We start from the raw sequence: 17284 nt of genomic DNA on the forward strand, positions 1-17284 counted from the left end.
CCATTACCCATTACCCATTACCCATTACCAATTTAAGAAATGAATATTGCAGTGGTGGGGTTAAGCCATAAAACAGCCCCAGTAGAAATCAGGGAAAAGCTGAGTATTCCAGAGCCACAGACTGAAAGTGCGATCGCCCAACTCCTCAGCTGTTCCCATATTGACGAAGTCGCAGTACTTAGCACTTGTAACCGTCTGGAAATTTACATCGTTACCAGTGAAGCCAACCAAGGTGTGAGACAAGTTATTCAGTTTCTGGCTGAATACAGCAAATTACCAGTTGTACCTTTGCGACAACACCTGTTTACATTACTCCATGATGATGCCGTGATGCATATCATGCGGGTAGCGGCTGGGTTAGATAGTCTCGTACTCGGCGAAGGTCAAATTCTGGCTCAGGTGAAAAATACTCATAAACTGGGGCAGCAATACAGCGGTATAAAAACCATTCTGAATCGATTATTTAAACAAGCGCTGACATCTGGTAAGCGGGTTCGCACCGAAACCAGTATTGGCACTGGTGCTGTCTCCATCAGTTCGGCAGCTGTGGAGTTAGCCCAGATGAAAGTCAAAAATTTAGCTGCTTACCGTGTGGCAATTTTGGGTGCGGGTAAAATGTCTCGGCTGCTGGTACAACACCTGATTTCTAAAGGGGCTGGGCAAATTACCATTGTCAATCGCTCTCGCGAACGGGCAGCAGAATTGACGAAGTTGTTCCCAGATCAACCGATTCAAATCCATCTGCTCTCGGAAATGATGTCTGTAATTGCCGAAAGCGATATTGTATTTACTAGTACTTCAGCTACAGAGCCGATACTTGACCGCGCCAAGTTGGAAATGGTTTTAGAACCGAAGCAATCTCTAATGTTATTTGATATTTCTGTGCCGCGTAATGTGGATGCAGATGTAAATGATCTGGCAAATGTGCAGGCGTTTAATGTGGATGATTTGAAGGCGGTAGTCGCGCAAAACTACGAAAGTCGCCGGAAAATGGCATTAGAAGCCGAGAAAATTTTAGATGAAGAAGTAGCAGCTTTTGATATTTGGTGGCGCAGTCTAGAAACTGTTTCTACCATCAGCTGTCTACGGAACAAGATCGAAACTATCCGCGAACAAGAACTAGAAAAGGCTTTGTCGCGCTTGGGTTCGGAGTTTGGCGAGAAACACCAAGAAGTTATCGAGGCGCTGACACGGGGTATTGTGAATAAAATTTTACATGACCCGATGGTGCAATTACGAGCGCAACAGGATGTAGAAGCGCGAAGACGTTGTATGCAGACTCTGCAAATGTTGTTTAACTTAGATGCAGAAGAGCAGTTTAGCTGAAATCCACGGCTATTATCATTGGTGCGTTAGCTTCATTTCTAACGCATCAACACCACATTTGTTTGCTACCTGTCATAGGGATTAACAAAGACAGGTATTGAATTAATAATTTGGCGTTGCTGATTAAAAATATGAATATGTGTCACGCAAAGGCGCAAAGGCGCAAAGAATCAAGCTTAAAAACGTTGAATTTCCCAATTTGATATTCTAATTCAGCAACGCCAATAATTTAAGCTAAAACTTCCTGTGCATTTTTAAAAGCTTCTTCGTAAGTTTCACCGTCAACCACCCACCACTAATCGGAGTACCGATATTATTGTGTAATGATAATTCATTCTTTTTCTTCCTCTTGAGCTTTTTGAACCTCTGCGATTTTTTTGAGTGCGTTATTAACGTCTTTGTCCTGGTAAGGTTTCACATAATTTATTGATAATGAATAAATAAATATTCGTGCGTTAGGGAACGCACGCTACTTAATGAAGCATTACGCTTTCATCATGAAGAAACGTAGACCGAAGGGCGTGCCGCAGACTACCGCAGAGGGCAGGGAGAAATAAGAGTTTGGGAGAGTTTTTGCGTAAGTCCTATGAAGTTTATTGTCCTAAATATGCCTCTAGAACTTTGGTGTTTTTTTGAATTTCTGCGGGAGTACCTACAGCTAAATTTTGTCCTTCGGCGAGTACCCAAACGCGATCGCACAATGACATAATCAAATCCATATTGTGTTCAATAATCAGAAAGGTCATGCCGTCGCGGCGGTTCCAACTGATAATGCGATCGCATATATCGTCAATTAATTTAGGATTCACCCCCGCCGCAGGTTCATCTAGCAAAATCAACTTGGGGTTAGTCATCAGCGCCCTTCCCATTTCCAGCAGCTTGCGTTGTCCACCAGACAAACTACCGGCATAATCTTGGGCTTTTTTCTCCAAACCCACAGACTCTAACAAAAACATCCCCCGTTCTTTGAGTTCCTTTTCTTCCTTCGCAACAATGTGTGGTTGCAACTGCACTTGCCAAAAATTCTCACCTGTTTGTTTTTGGGCCGCCAGCAGCATATTTTCTAACACCGACAACCGCGAAAGCGTCCGGGCTACCTGAAAGGTGCGGACTAATCCCTGCTGGGCGATTTGGTATGGTTGCAGCTGGTGAATTGGTTCACCGTCAAAAATCACTCGCCCTTTATCTGGACGAATGAAATTAGAGAGTAAGTTAAATAAAGTGGTTTTACCGGCACCATTGGGGCCAATCAACCCAGTAATGCTGCCTTTAGCCACCTCAATGTTAGCGTCATTGACTGCTTTGATGCCGCCAAAGCCTTTACAAAGTCCAGTGGCGGCTAATAGGGGAAGTTGGTTATTTACCAAGGGTGAGTTCCTCCTTTTTCCCTAAGATACCTTGAGGACGCCAAATCATCAGTACCATTAAAATAAAACCGATGACCATAATGCGAAATGCACCGAGACGGGCTTCATCTAGGGGAATGATTTGCGGTAAAACTTCCCGCGTGATGGCATCATAAGCAAAGAAAATCACCGCGCCTAAGAGAGTCCCGATATTATTGCCAGAACCGCCTAAAATCACCATAATCCAAGCGTCAAAGGTAAGTTGCGGTTGAAAATTATCTGGGTAAATGGCGCTGAGTTGCCAAGCAAAGAAAGCACCAGCGATGCCTGCGATCGCACCCCCAAGCATGAGGGATTGCACTTTGTACCAAAAAACGTTTTTACCCATAGCCTTGGGTATTTCTTCATCTTCACGGATAGCTTTGAGGACTCTACCCCAAGGCGATCGCACTAAAATTTCCAAACGCCAAAAAACAAAGGCTAATACCAACAGCACCAACAGCATCAAACCTGCTTTGGGGTTGTAGTTATACAGGGCGATCACTCCAGAAACATAAATCGCCGTTACTAGAACTCCGAAAATCAACCCCACGATCAAGCGCGAGGTGAATTCTGCCTTGCTAACTTTCTTAGCCGCATCTTGAATCTGGGATAATTGGCTAGAGCGAACCCACCTGAATAGGGAATATAAGGTGATTAACATTAGCAGCGATAACAGCCCAATCATCACCAGTCTGAAAAACAAATTAGGGGTTGTGGATAGGGGGATAGTATAACTTTGGATGCCAAAAGCCCCAGATATCCAGGTATCACCTACGGGTAATTCCTGATTGTTAATCACCAACCGAATCAGTTCCCCCACACCAACAGTGACAATTGACAGATAATCTTCTCGTAAGCGCAGAGTCGCAAAACCAATTACCAAGCCCAAGATAGCGGCAACGACTGCCCCAATTATAGCTGACAGCAAAAGAGGGACTCCCTTGAAACTTAACAAGACGGTGGTATATGCTCCCAAGGTCATGAAAGCAATGTGACCAAAATTAATTAACCCTGTAAAGCCCCACTGGAGATTGAGTCCCAGTCCGAACAGAGCAAAAATTGCCGTAGAAATTGCCAGAAAAACCAGATAATCAACCATACTTAAGTTAGAACGTATAATTACTTAAACTATTAAGATTCAGGGAATGGCAGAGACAGGGAAACTACGGAAATAGTTTTTCTTGTCTGATTAAACACCCAACAGGGGAATAAATTTGTAGTGTAGCTTGGGGATAATGCGGTAATCCCATGATCCAGAGCTAATTTTTTGGGAAAACTATTGTTGTCGAGTTGGGGGTAATCAATTATATGAATTTGCTGCGGATTAGAATGCATCACTTAATCGAGCAGTTGGCTGATGAGGATCTACAAAGCGTTTGGGGGGTTGTTCAAGGTTTGTATTTTGATGTTTATATGCTGAAAGCGATAGAACAAGTCAGGCGATCGCAACAGCCGTGGGACATCTTAACCCATGAAGAGGCGCTACGACTGTTAATGTTTTTATGAATCAGGTCACTGTCGATTTAGGGCCAGTAGCACTTAAGTATTGGTTAAGGTAGGCAAGAGTGAATCTGGAAGTCCGCTATGCCAGGTCTTTTTTAATAGACCTGAGGGGTTTAGAGCCTGCTGCCTACGAGCGGGTGTATAGTTTTGTGTTTATTGATTTAGCTGAAAAGTGGCAACCTCATTACCTCCCAGAATTGCGACAATTGGATAATGAGGGGATTTTTTATCGCTTTACCATCGATAATTATCTTATAGGCATAGAAATTAGGGGTGAAATCGTCAAGTTTTTGCGTGTCATCCCTATGCCAGATGTCTAGGGTGAGGATTTTTCCAAGACTTAAAACTGTATAAGACAAAGCAGGGATCGCCAGAGCCTTACATTAAACTGGTTTTTGACAAACACTTTACTTGAGATTTCCCTATGGATGCTAGGGCACTTTGGCAACGATACCAAGACTGGTTATATTTTCACGAAGGATTGGGACTGTACCTAGACATCAGTCGAATGCGGTTTGATGATGCCTTCGTGGAATCATTGCGGCCGAAGTTTGACAAGGCATTTGCGGATATGGCGGAACTGGAGAAAGGTGCGATCGCCAATCCAGATGAAAACCGCATGGTAGGACACTACTGGTTGCGGAATCCGGACTTAGCCCCCACTCCCGAACTAACACAAGAAATTGTCCAAACCATAGAGCAAATCGAAGCCTTTGCCGAAAAAGTCCAAACAGGTGCTATTCATCCACCCAGAGCTAGCCGCTTCACCGATGTCATCTCCATAGGTATTGGTGGTTCCGCCCTCGGCCCCCAATTCGTCGCTGAAGCCCTCTCTCCTGACTTCCCACCCCTGAAAATTCACTTTATCGACAATACCGATCCTGCCGGTATCGATCGGATTCTCACCCACCTGCGAAATAGCCTCTCCAGCACTTTGGTATTGGTAATTTCCAAATCTGGGGGGACTCCAGAACCCCGCAACGGCATGATTGAAGTCAAAAAAGCATACTCTGGACAAAATTTAGACTTTGCCCAATATGCAGTTGCTATTACCGGCCCAGATAGCAACCTGGATAAAATCGCCAAATCTGAAGGCTGGCTAGCCAGGTTCTTCATGTATGACTGGGTGGGAGGACGCACCTCGGAAATGTCCTCTGTGGGGCTAGTACCAGCAGCATTGCAAGGCGTTGATATTCGCGCCATGCTAGAAGGTGCCAAAGAAATGGATGACGCCACCCGCATTCCAGATGTGAAAAATAACCCAGCCGCTTTATTAGCCTTGGCTTGGTATTATTCTGGCAATGGCCGGGGCGAAAAAGACATGGTTGTCCTACCTTATAAGGACAGCTTATTGTTATTCAGCCGTTATTTGCAACAGCTGGTAATGGAATCCTTAGGCAAACAAAAGGACTTAGACGGCAACACAGTCTATCAAGGCATCGCCGTTTATGGCAACAAAGGCTCAACAGATCAACACGCCTACGTTCAGCAACTGCGGGAAGGTGTGCCGAATTTCTTCGCCACCTTAATTGAAGTTTTAGAAGATCGTCAAGGCCCATCCCCAGAAATCGATCCGGGTGTAACAGCAGGTGATTATCTTTCCGGTTTCCTCTTAGGTACCCGCCAAGCACTGTATGAAAATCACCGCGATTCAATTACAGTCACCATTCCTCAAGTCAATTCCCGGACTGTGGGCGCGTTAATTGCCTTGTATGAACGGGCTGTTGGTCTATACGCTAGTTTAATCAACGTCAACGCTTACCATCAACCAGGGGTAGAAGCTGGTAAAAAAGCTGCCGCTGTAATTCTCGATTTGCAAAAACGCGTTGTGGATGTGCTGCAAAAGGAAAAATCAGCCCTTTCTCTGGCTGAAGTTGCCGAAAAATCTGGCTCACCCGACGAAGTTGAAGCAATTTACAAAATTCTGCGACATCTGCACTCCAATCAGCGCGGTGTGGTGCTAAAAGGTGATTTAGCCCAACCTAGCAGTTTGATAGTTTCTATTAGCTAATAAACCAATCCTATTTGATTTGTGAAAATCGAAAGGCTTCAGATCCCCGACTTGTTTAAAAAGTCGGGGATCTTGTTTTATAGGTTAAATTGAGGGACGAAACCCAACAACTCATACCATTTGAGATTTTAGATTGTCTAAGAGTTCCTGATAATCACCGTCAAATAAAGAAAGATAGCGATCGCATCCAAGTCCGGGGTGTGGAGTAACCCAAACCAAGAGAAGCCTTGGGATTATCGACGACGACAAAGGCAAAAGTAAAACTTGTTAACAAGTAAAAAGCAAGAAACGAACAGGTTGCTAGGCAACAATAATTGTCTGACCATCAGTCAAACTGGCGAAGTCATACTTTGTGCTACCAGCTATGAGTTTCTCAAATTCGGAAGTGTTCATAGTGATGCCATTACTCGTGAAGTTCACTGTTGCTCCCGATATGCCGATAGTATAATTTCCTGTCGTTAATTCCAGTGTGTCTTTACCGCTTCCTCCATAGAAATTACCACTACCAAAACCCTTGAGATAGTCTTTATCCTTTCCTAAAAACACGCTGCCAATGCCATTGAAGCCTCCATCAGCAATGATAGAGTCTTCGCCATTTCCAGTATTGATGATACCGTTGTTGTAGATGCCAGTACTGCCAGTGCCAATGATTTTGTCCTTACCAGCGCCAGTATCGATAGTACTGCCGGAATAGTTGTAGATGCCCCAGCCGGTAGTGTTAGTGCCAGTGATTTTGTCGTTACCAGCACCAGTATCCATTGTACCGACGTTGACGATGCCGTAACCACCTGTGAGAGTTCCATTGCCAGTGATTTTGTCGTTACCATCGCCGGTAGTGATGATGAAATAGTTTTCGACACCGTAGCCGCCAGTACCAGTGATTATGTCGTTGCCCTTTCCAGTATCAATGATGCCCTGGTAGTTGACATTTACGCCAGAATCGATGGCAGTGCCAATGATTTTGTCGTTACCATCGCCAGTATTGATGGTGCCGAGTGAGGTAAAGATGCCACTGCCTGCCTGTCCAGTACCAGTGATTATGTCGTCACCATCATCGGTATTGATGGTACCTCCTTCGTTGCGGATGCCACCACCGGGAATGATGGTATTTTCGTCGCAAATACCAGTAATGATGTCATCACCAGCACCAGTATTGATGGTGCCAGAGTTGAGGATGCCGAAGCGATCAGAGCCAGTGATAGTGCCTGTGATGATGTCGTTGCCAGCAAAGGTATTGGCGATGCCAGTATTGATTATTTGCTCAGTCCCTGATATTGGAACAATGTCAGCCTTATTAGTAAACGTTAGATTTGAAAGTTCTATTGCCACAAAAATACCTCAAAATTAAGAGAAAAAAGCAGAAAGATTGCCCTTTTTCGTATATTATCAATAAACCGCGAACTTTGGGAAATAAACGTAAAAATTGTAAGGATTCAGGTCTAAACTTGAGGTATTAAAGATGGTGCTTGCACATCAGGATTAACTATCGCTTTTATAGCTTGCTCAAAAAATTCAATTACGGAACGTCCTTGGCGATAGATATTATTGTAAAATAAAGCTAAAACAACAGCAATAGGTAGGATTTATGACTCAGCTAACACCAAAGCCACCAACTCGTAGAGGACGAATTTTCCCAGAACGCACTTTATCACCAGAGGAACTAGCTAGACGCAAAGCTGAAAATGAAGCACAATATCAACGTTATCGGGCAATTTTTGAGCGTGTACGTCCTGAGTTGATTCAAGAACATTATGGTTGGTATATTGCTATTGAGCTAAATAGTGGTAATTATTTGATTGATGAGGATAAAGAAGTTGCACATAAAAAAGCCCATGAGAAATATCCAAATAGTGATCACTGTGTTTTTTGCTTGAACGAAACTGGAGCAACTGGCAGAATATAAAAGATTATTTTAAGTTAAACTAATAGTTACAGTTAGGTAAATAGTTATGACTCAATCAACACCAAAGTCACCTACACGTAGAGGTCGAATTTTCCCCGAATTGACTTTATCACCGGAAGAACTAGCTAAACGCGAAGCTGAAAGAGAAGTTTTTCATAAACGTTGTCGGGCAATTTTTGAGCGTGTCCTTCCTGAATATATCGAGAACCACTATGGCTGGTATATTGCAGTGGAGCCAGATAGCGGTGATTACTTTATTGATAAAGACATTGAAGTAGCTAGTCAGAAAGCACGAGAAAAACACCCAAATGCTGTACATTGTGCATTTCGCCTAAATGAAACTGGAGCCACTGGCAGAATATGATACAGGGTTATTTTGGTGATGAGGGGCAACTATTTTTTGAAATTGAATTGATTACTAATGATAGATTAAATTTACCTGTGGAGATAATGTTAGATACTGGCTTTACAGGATTTATGGCTATAAACAAACAAGATTTAGATGCTCTAGACTGGCAATTTGTTCGTGAGCAAGAACTGATTACAGCACAGGGAGAAAAAATATTTGATTTGTATTTAGGTAAGGTGATATTGGATGGAGAAGAGTATGAAATTCCAGTATTTGCAGGGAATAAAATCACAGAGATTTTATTAGGTTCGGAATGGTTGAGGTTTCTGCCTTTAGTGGTGAATTTTCAAGCGGGTATTTTAACTTTGGGATGAAACGAACCGCAAAGGGCGCAAAGAGCGCTAAGGTAAGAAAGAAAAGAAGAGAAAATTCGTTATTTTTAGTTTATTGGTAGGTCGCGCAGGTAGTAAAATTTATCGTTTTTCCCATCACTTAATCTTTCACGTCCTAAGTAGCCGGTTAGGGGTGATGATAGTTCTATCAGTAAATCATAAGCTATTTCATCTGTTAGTTTGGGGTTATGAGTCACGTTGTAATGAACACGAATTTCTGTAACTGTAACCTGTTGATGTATAGCTGACGAAATTTCACTCTGTTGCTTAGAGAGTTCTTTAACTGTTTTGATAATGTTTGAACGCAATTTAATACCTTGCCAGAGGTTATCAATATAGCGATTTATTTTATCATCGGCTGCTTCACCAAAAGGTTCGTTTTCTAAGCATGGTTTTAAGTTTAATAAATCTATTGAACCTGGGTGTTTTGCTTTTAATTCAACTAATTTTTGTAAGGTTTCAGGACGAATAACGTTCATTTGATTTCCACTCGCAGTTGATTCAGCAGGTTTTGTTAATTCACCAGCAGCCATAATGATTTTGATACAACTATTATATTGCTGTTGTAAATGCTTGTATCCCAGTTTTACAAGTTGTGCCGCTGTACCATCAGGAACTTTTTCTGTTTTAGTAGCTTTACATTCTCCAACGATTCGATAAGGATACTCACAATAAAAATCTAACCCACCAGCACCACCTAGTTTATCAGGATCTAGGTTAGCTTGAGAATTCGTATTAGAACAAGAAAAGCCTAGTGTGACAAAGCTTTTACGAACGAGTTTTTCAAACTCGTTACCATCACTAGAATTACCAACTTTAGCAATTTTTCTAACCCAAGCTAAATCTGAATCTAGTTTATTTGCACTTTGCTCACTACCCCAACCCAAAAAGACTTTAATATCATTTTCTAATTGCTGTGCTGCTGGGTTGGTGTAGGATATTTGCGATAAAGTACTCTGCAATTCTTCTAATTCACGATTTTGAGGAGGTTCTAGATTTTCTAATTGGCGTTTGCGTTGGGTAAATATTTGCTCACTTAATACAGGTTTAGCTTCAGAAGAAGCAATATTAGATAAACCCACAAATTTACCTAATTTATCTTGAATATTTGCATTAACTGGAACTTTACAGAACTGAGACAAATGATAAACGCGCAAGTAAGCGAGAAAAATATTTTGTTGTTTCTGTATTATTGCTTCAAATGCTTCTGGTGCCCATATTGTCAATTGAGACAAAATATCTAACGGTTTAGATTTATCTAGAATTTGGCAAAGTTCACATTTAGCCCAACCTTTAATTGAAACTATCTCAGAATTAACTTGTTTGATAGCAGTTTGAGCATTTGGTAAAAAATTTGGGCGGTAGTATTTTTCAATTGAAAGCTGATTTGCTGAAACATCAACAGGATAAAGTGCAAATCTCTGTCCTGGACGAAGAAACATTCTGGGTAAAGCTGCAACTGTTCGTCCCTGTATTAAGGCTTCAATATCAGGGACGGGTAGACACAGTGCTGTTGGAAGTGAAAACTGCTGAGTCATTTCTATTTAGTTATGGGTTCACTCATTTGAATATTTTCAGCATTTGCAGCACTTTGAGGAATACTAACAGGTAATCCATCAGGAGTTAATTTAGTCGGTTCTTGACCAGAAGGATCACTTAAAATTTCTCGAATTAGAGGATTGTTGATAGCGATTTGTTTCTGTTTTATAAATTCAAAAATCTGCTCCTCTGTCAATTCATAACTCTTACGATTGTCCCAAACATACAAGATAGCTAAAAGAGGTTTAATATCTTGGCTTTGCAACCCTACCCATTCTCCACCCTTTTGTTTTAACAGTATTCTCAAGTTTTCTCTAGCTAATTTAGCAGTAGTAGAAATTTCCTTTGAACGCACCAAGCAACCGCGAGTTAAATCATATTTATGATAATCAATTAATCTACTCAACGCTGCTGCGATACTACTACCATTTGGTTGCTGTATGACATCTACCCCAATTTTTACTTGTTGTTTATTCCCAATAATTTTAAAATCAATATGTTGTTGATTAGGTACTTCTTCAATTTTTTCAATTGTCACACCTTCTATAGTTTCACCTATTAACCTATCAAAAGAAAATTTAAGTGCCTTGGCAATTATTACTTCATCATCTAGCAGTAAATTGATAGAAGCTCGTAGGTGTACTAATTCACTCAGAAAATACGGTTTAACTAGATGGGGATGGATGTCTTTTGGTTTGGGTGGATCATCTTTCTTTGGTAGGGTTTTTCCATTAAAATTATCCGCGCACCATTTTAAAACTGCTCTCACGGTCGGTCTTTGTTTCCCAAGTTCTCGGAGTTCATTTTCATCAAATGGATAAAGAGGATGAGGAGGTGTCTGTTGATGTTCTTTATAAAACTCTTGCAACCATTGACTAACTATGGCAATAACATCATCAGGATTTAAAAATTTCAGTCGGATTGGTAGTCTATCAACTTGATTGCTGACTAATCTATCCATAACAGCTTCAGCTTGTGGTAAAAGCCTGATTTGATCTTCCCAAGTTTCACGGTACATTGTCAGCAGAAAAACACCTTTCTTCAGACTGTTATACATATCCTTAACCAAGTTTGCAATAACCTGGGCTGTTGTAAAACCTGAGCCTGAAACTTCCGAATTATCTAATTCATCAAAGCAAATTACTGGTATTTTGTAATTGCTAGTTATATCGAGAATTTGGCGAACAGTATTTAATGCCTCAACCTCTCTATCTTCAGTTTTAGGATTTGGTAAACCCATTGCTTCAGCCTGAGCCTGTGTTAGTTCCAAGCCCGATAGCCAAAAATTTGCAAAATTCGCATGGGCTGGAGAAAGTGTCCACAAAATCGCTTTGACTATGTAAGGATTAGTGATTTCAGGCTTGATTTGCTGAATAAGTTCTGTCAAGTTATCAAGAAATTTAGTTGAATATTGATTTAACCAATTTGGATATTGATTAATATACTGTTGTGGTGTAAATTTCCATGATTTTGCTTCGTTGATTAAAGCTGCTGCAATTTCTTGCCACTGCATTACTTTCTGACTTCCAAAAGCTCTGAGACTAGAGGCAACACTTTGCAGAAACTGAGACTTAATGCAATTCAAGTTATCGTATTTACTCACATAGATAAATAAGCTGCTATTGTCAGCCTGTAGACGGTGGCGAATACGACTAATAATATGGCTTTTACCTGCGCCTTTTGGAGATGCAATTGTGATACCTACAATTTCACGTTTTCCCTTACTAATTTTTTCAATTGCTTCAAAAACTGCATCAGAAGCATGAGCATTAATTGAAGGAACATCAGGAAAGCTTTTACCCCATACTTGTTGGGATCTGACAACGATATGTCCTGCAAATGGGTTGTGATTTCTAATCAGTTCGTCAATGGTAGATCCGTTAGTACTCATAGTATTGTGAAGTTAAGGTGTGAGAAGTTGAAACAAGATTTAAGGTTATAAACGTATGGCGTAGCAGCGTAGTCCATCAAGTTTTGTACTAATAGAATCTTCTACTTTGTCGCTGGCATTATCTTCTATAGTTCCCCCTTGAAGTTGGAAAATATCGTCAGCTTGCATTTCTAGCAGAAAATCATTAAATTCAGTACGACTTATGCGATCGCCTATTTCTCTCCTAATGCGGTAAATTGGCACTAGATGATTAAAGTTGTATTCATAGTTCAACTTGTCGTAGACTTCTAGCGCTACAGACTTAAACTCGTCGTAAGAAGCAATGCTTGCACTCTTCACCCCATCCCCAGACGCAACCACCGCTACATCAATCTGACTAATCCACTTCAGCAACGCATTCGCAACCCAAGTACCGACAATAGTTCCCTCAAACTTAAACTCGCTATGTCGCAAACCCGCACCCAACACCTCTAAACCCTTGGGAGATGTGAGAGAGTATCCTTTTTTGGAAATTGCGATCGCACCCTGCTTTTCTAACTCCGCAAATATCTCCTGAAAATCTGCAACCTTCTTACCCTTAGATATAATTCGCTTAGTGAGTTGACCTTTAGCTACTTCCTTCTCTCTCCCTCCCAAATCCCATAAAGCCAGCAACAAACGAGTTGTAGCTGCATTAGCCTGTAAAATATTTTGTTTAGTAACCATACTATGTGCCTTATTTGACGAATAATAATTATAATAGTTTTCTTTTTTCCCTTAGCCAGAGAAAAAACTTTTGTTATTTTCTATATATTTCATAAAGAAATTCAGATATTTACTCAAAGGATAAATCCAGAGATTACACGTATTTTGTTTGTTTAAATTTTACAAAAATTGCAACAATTAGAGGACTTTTCAATTACATACACCACCCCGTAAGCCTACGGTTTACACACAAGTCTCTCTCGATGCAATTTAGGGTTAAAACCTCACCCTGGTTCTGCTATTCGCTTTACCTCTCCCTCTCCAACGCATAGAGAGGGATGTCCGTCAGGACTATTTGAGGTTAATCTTTTGTCATATTCCCCAGGAGATAAGTAATCCAGCCTATATCAACAGCAGGATGGAAAACTTGAGAAATTGCTTCATCATGCCAAGAGAAACTCTTTATCAGTGCTGTTGTAAAACAGCGGCAAATGCTTATTCAATTGCAGAAAAAATAGCAGGAATTACCACCCTGTTTTTGCCACAGTACGCCTTTTAGCAAACCCAGTGTGAGGACAAAATCTGATGAATGCAATATACCGAGAACGTAAAACAGCTTCCCGTCTCTTAGCGGTGCTACTTTCAGCACTCCTCATGGTACCCTTACTGAGTAGCTGCGGTGGAGGAACCCGAACCGCAACACCGCCGCCACCTGTTGACGATTCCATCGGTAGAACAGTCAGTAATAATAACCCCGCAACCCAACCCGAAGCTAAAAAGGGGTTAGGCACTGGGCAGAAAGTAGCGCTTTTGGCGGGAGCAGCGGCACTTTACTACCTCTACAACCAGCATAAGAATTCTCAAGCAGAAGGAGCGCAGGGCAAGTATTACCTCTCCAAAAATGGGCGCGTATATTACCGTGATGCTAAAGGGCAAGCTCACTGGGTAACTCCACCACCAGAAGGAATACAAGTTCCTGAATCTGAAGCGCAAAAGTACCGGGACTTTCAAGGCTATAACAACCGTCCCACAGGTCGCGATCTAACTAACTTAACTTCCAGCCCCGCCCCAGCACTTTAGCTAACTGAAGCCTGTGTGTAAACCCAAAGTGGCTTTCAGCAGATCGCACAGATGGAACACGAAACCATACTTCTCAGTTAAAACTCGATCCCCCTGCCTTAAAAAGCGGGCTTCGGGGGATCTTCTTCCGCTTTTGATCAATAACCGAAAAGTATTGGCACAGGGAAAATTAAATCAGGAGATAAATGATGGTAGATAACTTTTTGCGAAAGGCGAAGGATTTGTTCTTAGGAACAAAGGACTCTGAAGTTGACCAAGATGCCGAATATCGCGGCAAAGTACGACCAGCCAGCGAAGACCCTTATGGTGACCCCGCAGACCCCGCCTCCTACGGTGATGTGCGCCCAGCCAGCGAAGATCCTTATGGCGACCCCGCAGACCCCGCATCTTACGGTGATGTGCGCCCAGCCAGCGAAGACCCCTATGGCGACCCCGCAGATGAGGAATACCGCCGTTAAACTAATAGGACTTACGCACCCTACAAATTTACCCTCTTTTCAGGCTTTTCTGAGGCGTTAGGGAACACATCCTACCCGTAGCGTGGGTTCCCTAACCCACGAATTAGGACTCAAACCATACCCCATATTTGCTATTTTCTGTCCTTTAAATCCTAACCAAAATAATTCCCCTCCTGGCAAGCGGGGAGGATTTAGGGGCGGGGTTCCGGGAAATTGCGGTTAATTAAGGGGACAAAAAACTACCCCTGAATAGCAACCAAAATTTCCTGGGCCCGGTCAATATTTTTACGCACAGATTGCGCCGACGCCCGCAAAGCCGCCCTTTCCCCATCGCTGAGACTCAATTCCAACACAGACTCAATACCGCCGCATCCCAAGCGACAGGGGACGCCAATCACAACATTTTCTAAACCATATTCACCTTGCAGATATGTCGCCACCGGCAACAACCGCGACTGATTCAGCAAAATTGATTCCACCATCACAGAAGTAGCGGAAGCAGGGGCAAAAAAAGCCCCTCCAGTCTGCATTAATTCGACAATTTCCGCACCACCGTTGCGGGTTCTTGCTAGCAAGCGTTCAATTGTCTCTGCATCCAGCAATTCTGTAATGGGAATGCCGTTAACAGTGGCATAACGGGGTAAAGGTACCATCAAATCCCCGTGGCTACCCAACACCATCGCTTTGACATCAGCGGGTAAAACCCCCAATTCTAAAGCGATAAAGGCTTCAAAACGGGCGGAATCTAGCACCCCAGCCATACCCATAATGCGATCGCGTGGTAAACCTGTAGCCTGCCAAGTTAAATAGGTCATCACATCCAAGGGATTAGTGACGACAATAAAAATAGCATTGGGAGAATAGGCGATCGCATTCTTCGCTGCTTCTACCACAATCTTGGCATTGGTTTTCAGCAAATCATCCCGACTCATCCCCGGTTTGCGGGGAAATCCTGCCGTAATCACCACAATTGACGAACCAGATGTATCAGCATAGTTATTTGTGCCGATAATCTGGCGATTATGTAACTCAATTCCCCTCGCCTCCATCAAATCCAACGCCAGTCCTTGAGGCATACCAGCAACAATATCCAACAACACCACATCTGCCAAGTTTTTCTCAGTAATCCGTTGGGCTAAAGTACTGCCAACCCTACCCGCACCTACAATAGTGACACGGGGAGAATTACACAAAATTGAAGAGGACGGCGAAGAAACCATAATTTAAGGTTAAGAGGTAATGGGTATTCAATTTTGGATTTTGGATTTTGGATTTCAATTGAGATTTCGATAATTAGGCAGAATTTTCTGCCTATATTTACCAAACCCCAATCTAAAATTTAAAATTGGCGAACCCAATTCCCAATTATTTAAATTCTTCCAGTTGTTCCATATTTAACCAAATATTTGGTGTTGCTACTTTCCCAAACTTAACCAGGGCGTAATCACCTTTGATATCTACAACTTCGCCCTGAGTTTCAAACAAATAAGATGGAAAGCGAGAATCACTAGCTTTTGCTTCTAAACTATTCTCCAACTTCTCGCGAACAGCGCGAACCATATCACCCTTTTTAACTGCCATAACTTCCCCTCTCAAGTTTAAAAATGCTTTTAATCAGGATTTTAACTTAGAATAGGCGTCACGAAAGCGGTAGGGGCACAGCAATGCTATGCCCCTAGGACAGATGTGGTTCAAATAGATGAAAACTGCTGTAATACCAAAGGTATTCTTTCATAACCCAAGGATGGGAAACGTCTATCCTACAAACTCAAAGCCGATTGGGGGGATCTACTTCTGACATTGGCAACAAAAATGGCTAGATCGCCCACCTAGCTTAATGCGCTGAATCAAATTACCGCAAACTCTACAGGGTTCACCGGCACGGTTGTAAACCCAGGCCTCACCGCCATAGTTACCGTTAACGCCTTTAACATTGAGAAAATTGCTAAAAGTCGTGCCACCAGCTGCAATACTAGCTGATAACACTTGAATAATTGCAGCTTGCAAACGCTGAATTTGTTGACACTGCAAATCTGTACAGAGGGTTTGGGGTAGTACACCACTCTTAAACAGGGCTTCATCAGCGTAAATATTGCCTAATCCCGCTACCACTGATTGATCTAGTAGGGCTGTTTTGATGGGACGGCGGCGCTTTTCCAGTTGATCTGCTAAATAATCTACGGTGAATTCTGGTGCAAATGGGTCTATTGCCAGTTTCGCTAAACCAGTAATAATGCTTTCGACCGCCACACCGGGGGGAACCCACCACATTTGCCCGAAAGTGCGCTGATCTACAAAACGCAATTCTAGGCGTTCGCCAAAAAATAATCTTACCCGCGTGTGCTTGTGTAATGGTTCATCTTGATCTAGCCACAGTAATTGACCAGTCATTCGCAGGTGAACCCCTAACCAAGTGGGGGGAGATGAAGAGAGGGGGGAGAGTTCAGCCAGGAGATATTTGCCGCGACGATGCCAAGAAGCAATAGTACTACCCTTAACGTTCTCGACAAACTCACCGACAGAAAACGGGTAGGCGATGGTGCGATCGCGCAACACATCTCCACCCGTGATTTTTTGGCTGAGGGTCAATTGATTTAGACCCCGCCGCACTGTTTCAACTTCAGGCAATTCAGGCATTTAAGCTGATTAAGCGAGCAATTTAATGTTTTTGGAATATAAAATTCCGACATGGGCAAGAACCAAGCATGAAGGCACTGAAAATTTCAGACTTCAGACTTCAGACTCCAGGCTCCACACTTT

At 42.3% G+C, this 17284-nt stretch carries 18 protein-coding genes; 9 read left to right on the plus strand and 9 right to left on the minus strand.

Annotated features, from left to right (window positions below; all coding sequences use genetic code 11):
• Positions 1-39: 39 nt before the first annotated feature.
• Positions 40-1326: a glutamyl-tRNA reductase gene (locus H6G32_RS11970; protein WP_190458418.1), complete on the plus strand. Its 1287-nt coding sequence runs from the start codon at positions 40-42 to the stop codon at positions 1324-1326.
• Positions 1327-1919: 593 nt separating this feature from the next.
• Here the strand turns inward: H6G32_RS11970 and H6G32_RS11975 are convergent.
• On the minus strand, positions 1920-2693 hold the full coding sequence (locus H6G32_RS11975) for an ABC transporter ATP-binding protein (protein ID WP_190458420.1): 774 nt from the start codon (positions 2691-2693) through the stop codon (positions 1920-1922).
• A complete protein-coding gene (locus H6G32_RS11980) occupies positions 2683-3813 on the minus strand; it encodes a branched-chain amino acid ABC transporter permease (protein ID WP_190458422.1) in 1131 nt (376 codons plus the stop codon). The genes H6G32_RS11975 and H6G32_RS11980 overlap by 11 nt, the downstream gene beginning before the upstream one ends.
• 209 nt (positions 3814-4022) lie before the next feature.
• On the opposite strand from H6G32_RS11980, the gene H6G32_RS11985 reads away from it, so the two are divergent.
• The 3 genes from H6G32_RS11985 (at position 4023) to H6G32_RS11995 (ending at position 6228) form a co-directional block, all read left to right on the plus strand.
• Positions 4023-4220 (plus strand): hypothetical protein, encoded by a 198-nt coding sequence (locus H6G32_RS11985; protein WP_190458426.1) that lies wholly within the window; start codon positions 4023-4025, stop codon positions 4218-4220.
• A gap of 59 nt (positions 4221-4279) precedes the next feature.
• Positions 4280-4537: a cytotoxic translational repressor of toxin-antitoxin stability system gene (locus H6G32_RS11990; RefSeq protein ID WP_190458427.1), complete on the plus strand. Its 258-nt coding sequence runs from the start codon at positions 4280-4282 to the stop codon at positions 4535-4537.
• Positions 4538-4641: 104 nt separating this feature from the next.
• Complete coding sequence (locus H6G32_RS11995) at positions 4642-6228, plus strand: glucose-6-phosphate isomerase (RefSeq protein WP_190458429.1); 1587 nt, start codon at positions 4642-4644, stop codon at positions 6226-6228.
• 300 nt (positions 6229-6528) lie between these two features.
• Here the strand turns inward: H6G32_RS11995 and H6G32_RS12000 are convergent, their stop codons facing one another.
• Complete coding sequence (locus H6G32_RS12000) at positions 6529-7557, minus strand: hypothetical protein (protein WP_190458432.1); 1029 nt, start codon at positions 7555-7557, stop codon at positions 6529-6531.
• 256 nt (positions 7558-7813) lie between these two features.
• Between H6G32_RS12000 and H6G32_RS12005 the strand changes: the two genes are divergently transcribed.
• The 3 genes from H6G32_RS12005 to H6G32_RS12015 are packed head-to-tail and all read left to right on the plus strand — an operon-like array spanning position 7814 to position 8854.
• Positions 7814-8131 carry a hypothetical protein gene (locus tag H6G32_RS12005; RefSeq protein WP_190458434.1) on the plus strand — a complete coding sequence of 106 codons (318 nt, stop codon included), beginning with the start codon at positions 7814-7816 and terminating at the stop codon, positions 8129-8131.
• Positions 8132-8177: 46 nt separating this feature from the next.
• The gene (locus H6G32_RS12010; protein ID WP_190458436.1) at positions 8178-8495 is read left to right on the plus strand and encodes a hypothetical protein; all 318 of its coding nucleotides are present in this window, start codon (positions 8178-8180) and stop codon (positions 8493-8495) included.
• Positions 8492-8854, plus strand: coding sequence for an aspartyl protease (locus tag H6G32_RS12015; protein ID WP_190458438.1), 363 nt, complete (start codon positions 8492-8494; stop codon positions 8852-8854). The genes H6G32_RS12010 and H6G32_RS12015 overlap by 4 nt, the downstream gene beginning before the upstream one ends.
• Positions 8855-8919: 65 nt before the next feature.
• Here the strand turns inward: H6G32_RS12015 and H6G32_RS12020 are convergent, their stop codons facing one another.
• Genes H6G32_RS12020 through H6G32_RS12030 form a run of 3 tightly spaced genes read right to left on the minus strand, consistent with a single transcriptional unit; the run spans position 8920 to position 13007 of the window.
• On the minus strand, positions 8920-10410 hold the full coding sequence (locus H6G32_RS12020) for a DUF1802 family protein (protein ID WP_190458440.1): 1491 nt from the start codon (positions 10408-10410) through the stop codon (positions 8920-8922).
• Between the two features lie 2 nt (positions 10411-10412).
• Positions 10413-12302: a hypothetical protein gene (locus tag H6G32_RS12025; protein WP_190458443.1), complete on the minus strand. Its 1890-nt coding sequence runs from the start codon at positions 12300-12302 to the stop codon at positions 10413-10415.
• Between the two features lie 45 nt (positions 12303-12347).
• Positions 12348-13007: a hypothetical protein gene (locus tag H6G32_RS12030; protein WP_190458445.1), complete on the minus strand. Its 660-nt coding sequence runs from the start codon at positions 13005-13007 to the stop codon at positions 12348-12350.
• A gap of 564 nt (positions 13008-13571) precedes the next feature.
• Here H6G32_RS12030 and H6G32_RS12035 point away from each other — a divergent pair.
• Complete coding sequence (locus H6G32_RS12035; RefSeq protein ID WP_190458447.1) at positions 13572-14066, plus strand: hypothetical protein; 495 nt, start codon at positions 13572-13574, stop codon at positions 14064-14066.
• 185 nt (positions 14067-14251) lie between these two features.
• Entirely contained in the window at positions 14252-14524 is a 273-nt protein-coding gene (locus H6G32_RS12040; RefSeq protein WP_242046568.1) for a translation initiation factor, read from the plus strand.
• 239 nt (positions 14525-14763) lie between these two features.
• On the opposite strand, the gene mdh is transcribed toward H6G32_RS12040, so the two are convergent.
• The 3 genes from mdh to H6G32_RS12055 all read right to left on the minus strand — a co-directional run bounded on the left by mdh (position 14764) and on the right by H6G32_RS12055 (position 17161).
• Positions 14764-15744 carry a malate dehydrogenase gene (gene mdh / locus H6G32_RS12045; RefSeq protein ID WP_190458449.1) on the minus strand — a complete coding sequence of 327 codons (981 nt, stop codon included), beginning with the start codon at positions 15742-15744 and terminating at the stop codon, positions 14764-14766.
• A gap of 145 nt (positions 15745-15889) precedes the next feature.
• Positions 15890-16105 (minus strand): NAD(P)H-quinone oxidoreductase subunit O, encoded by a 216-nt coding sequence (locus tag H6G32_RS12050; RefSeq protein ID WP_190458451.1) that lies wholly within the window; start codon positions 16103-16105, stop codon positions 15890-15892.
• Between the two features lie 207 nt (positions 16106-16312).
• A complete protein-coding gene (locus H6G32_RS12055) occupies positions 16313-17161 on the minus strand; it encodes a DNA-formamidopyrimidine glycosylase (protein ID WP_190458453.1) in 849 nt (282 codons plus the stop codon).
• Between the last annotated feature and the right edge of the window lie 123 nt (positions 17162-17284).

This window comes from Cylindrospermum sp. FACHB-282 (assembly GCF_014697195.1).
Lineage (GTDB): Bacteria > Cyanobacteriota > Cyanobacteriia > Cyanobacteriales > Nostocaceae > Cylindrospermum.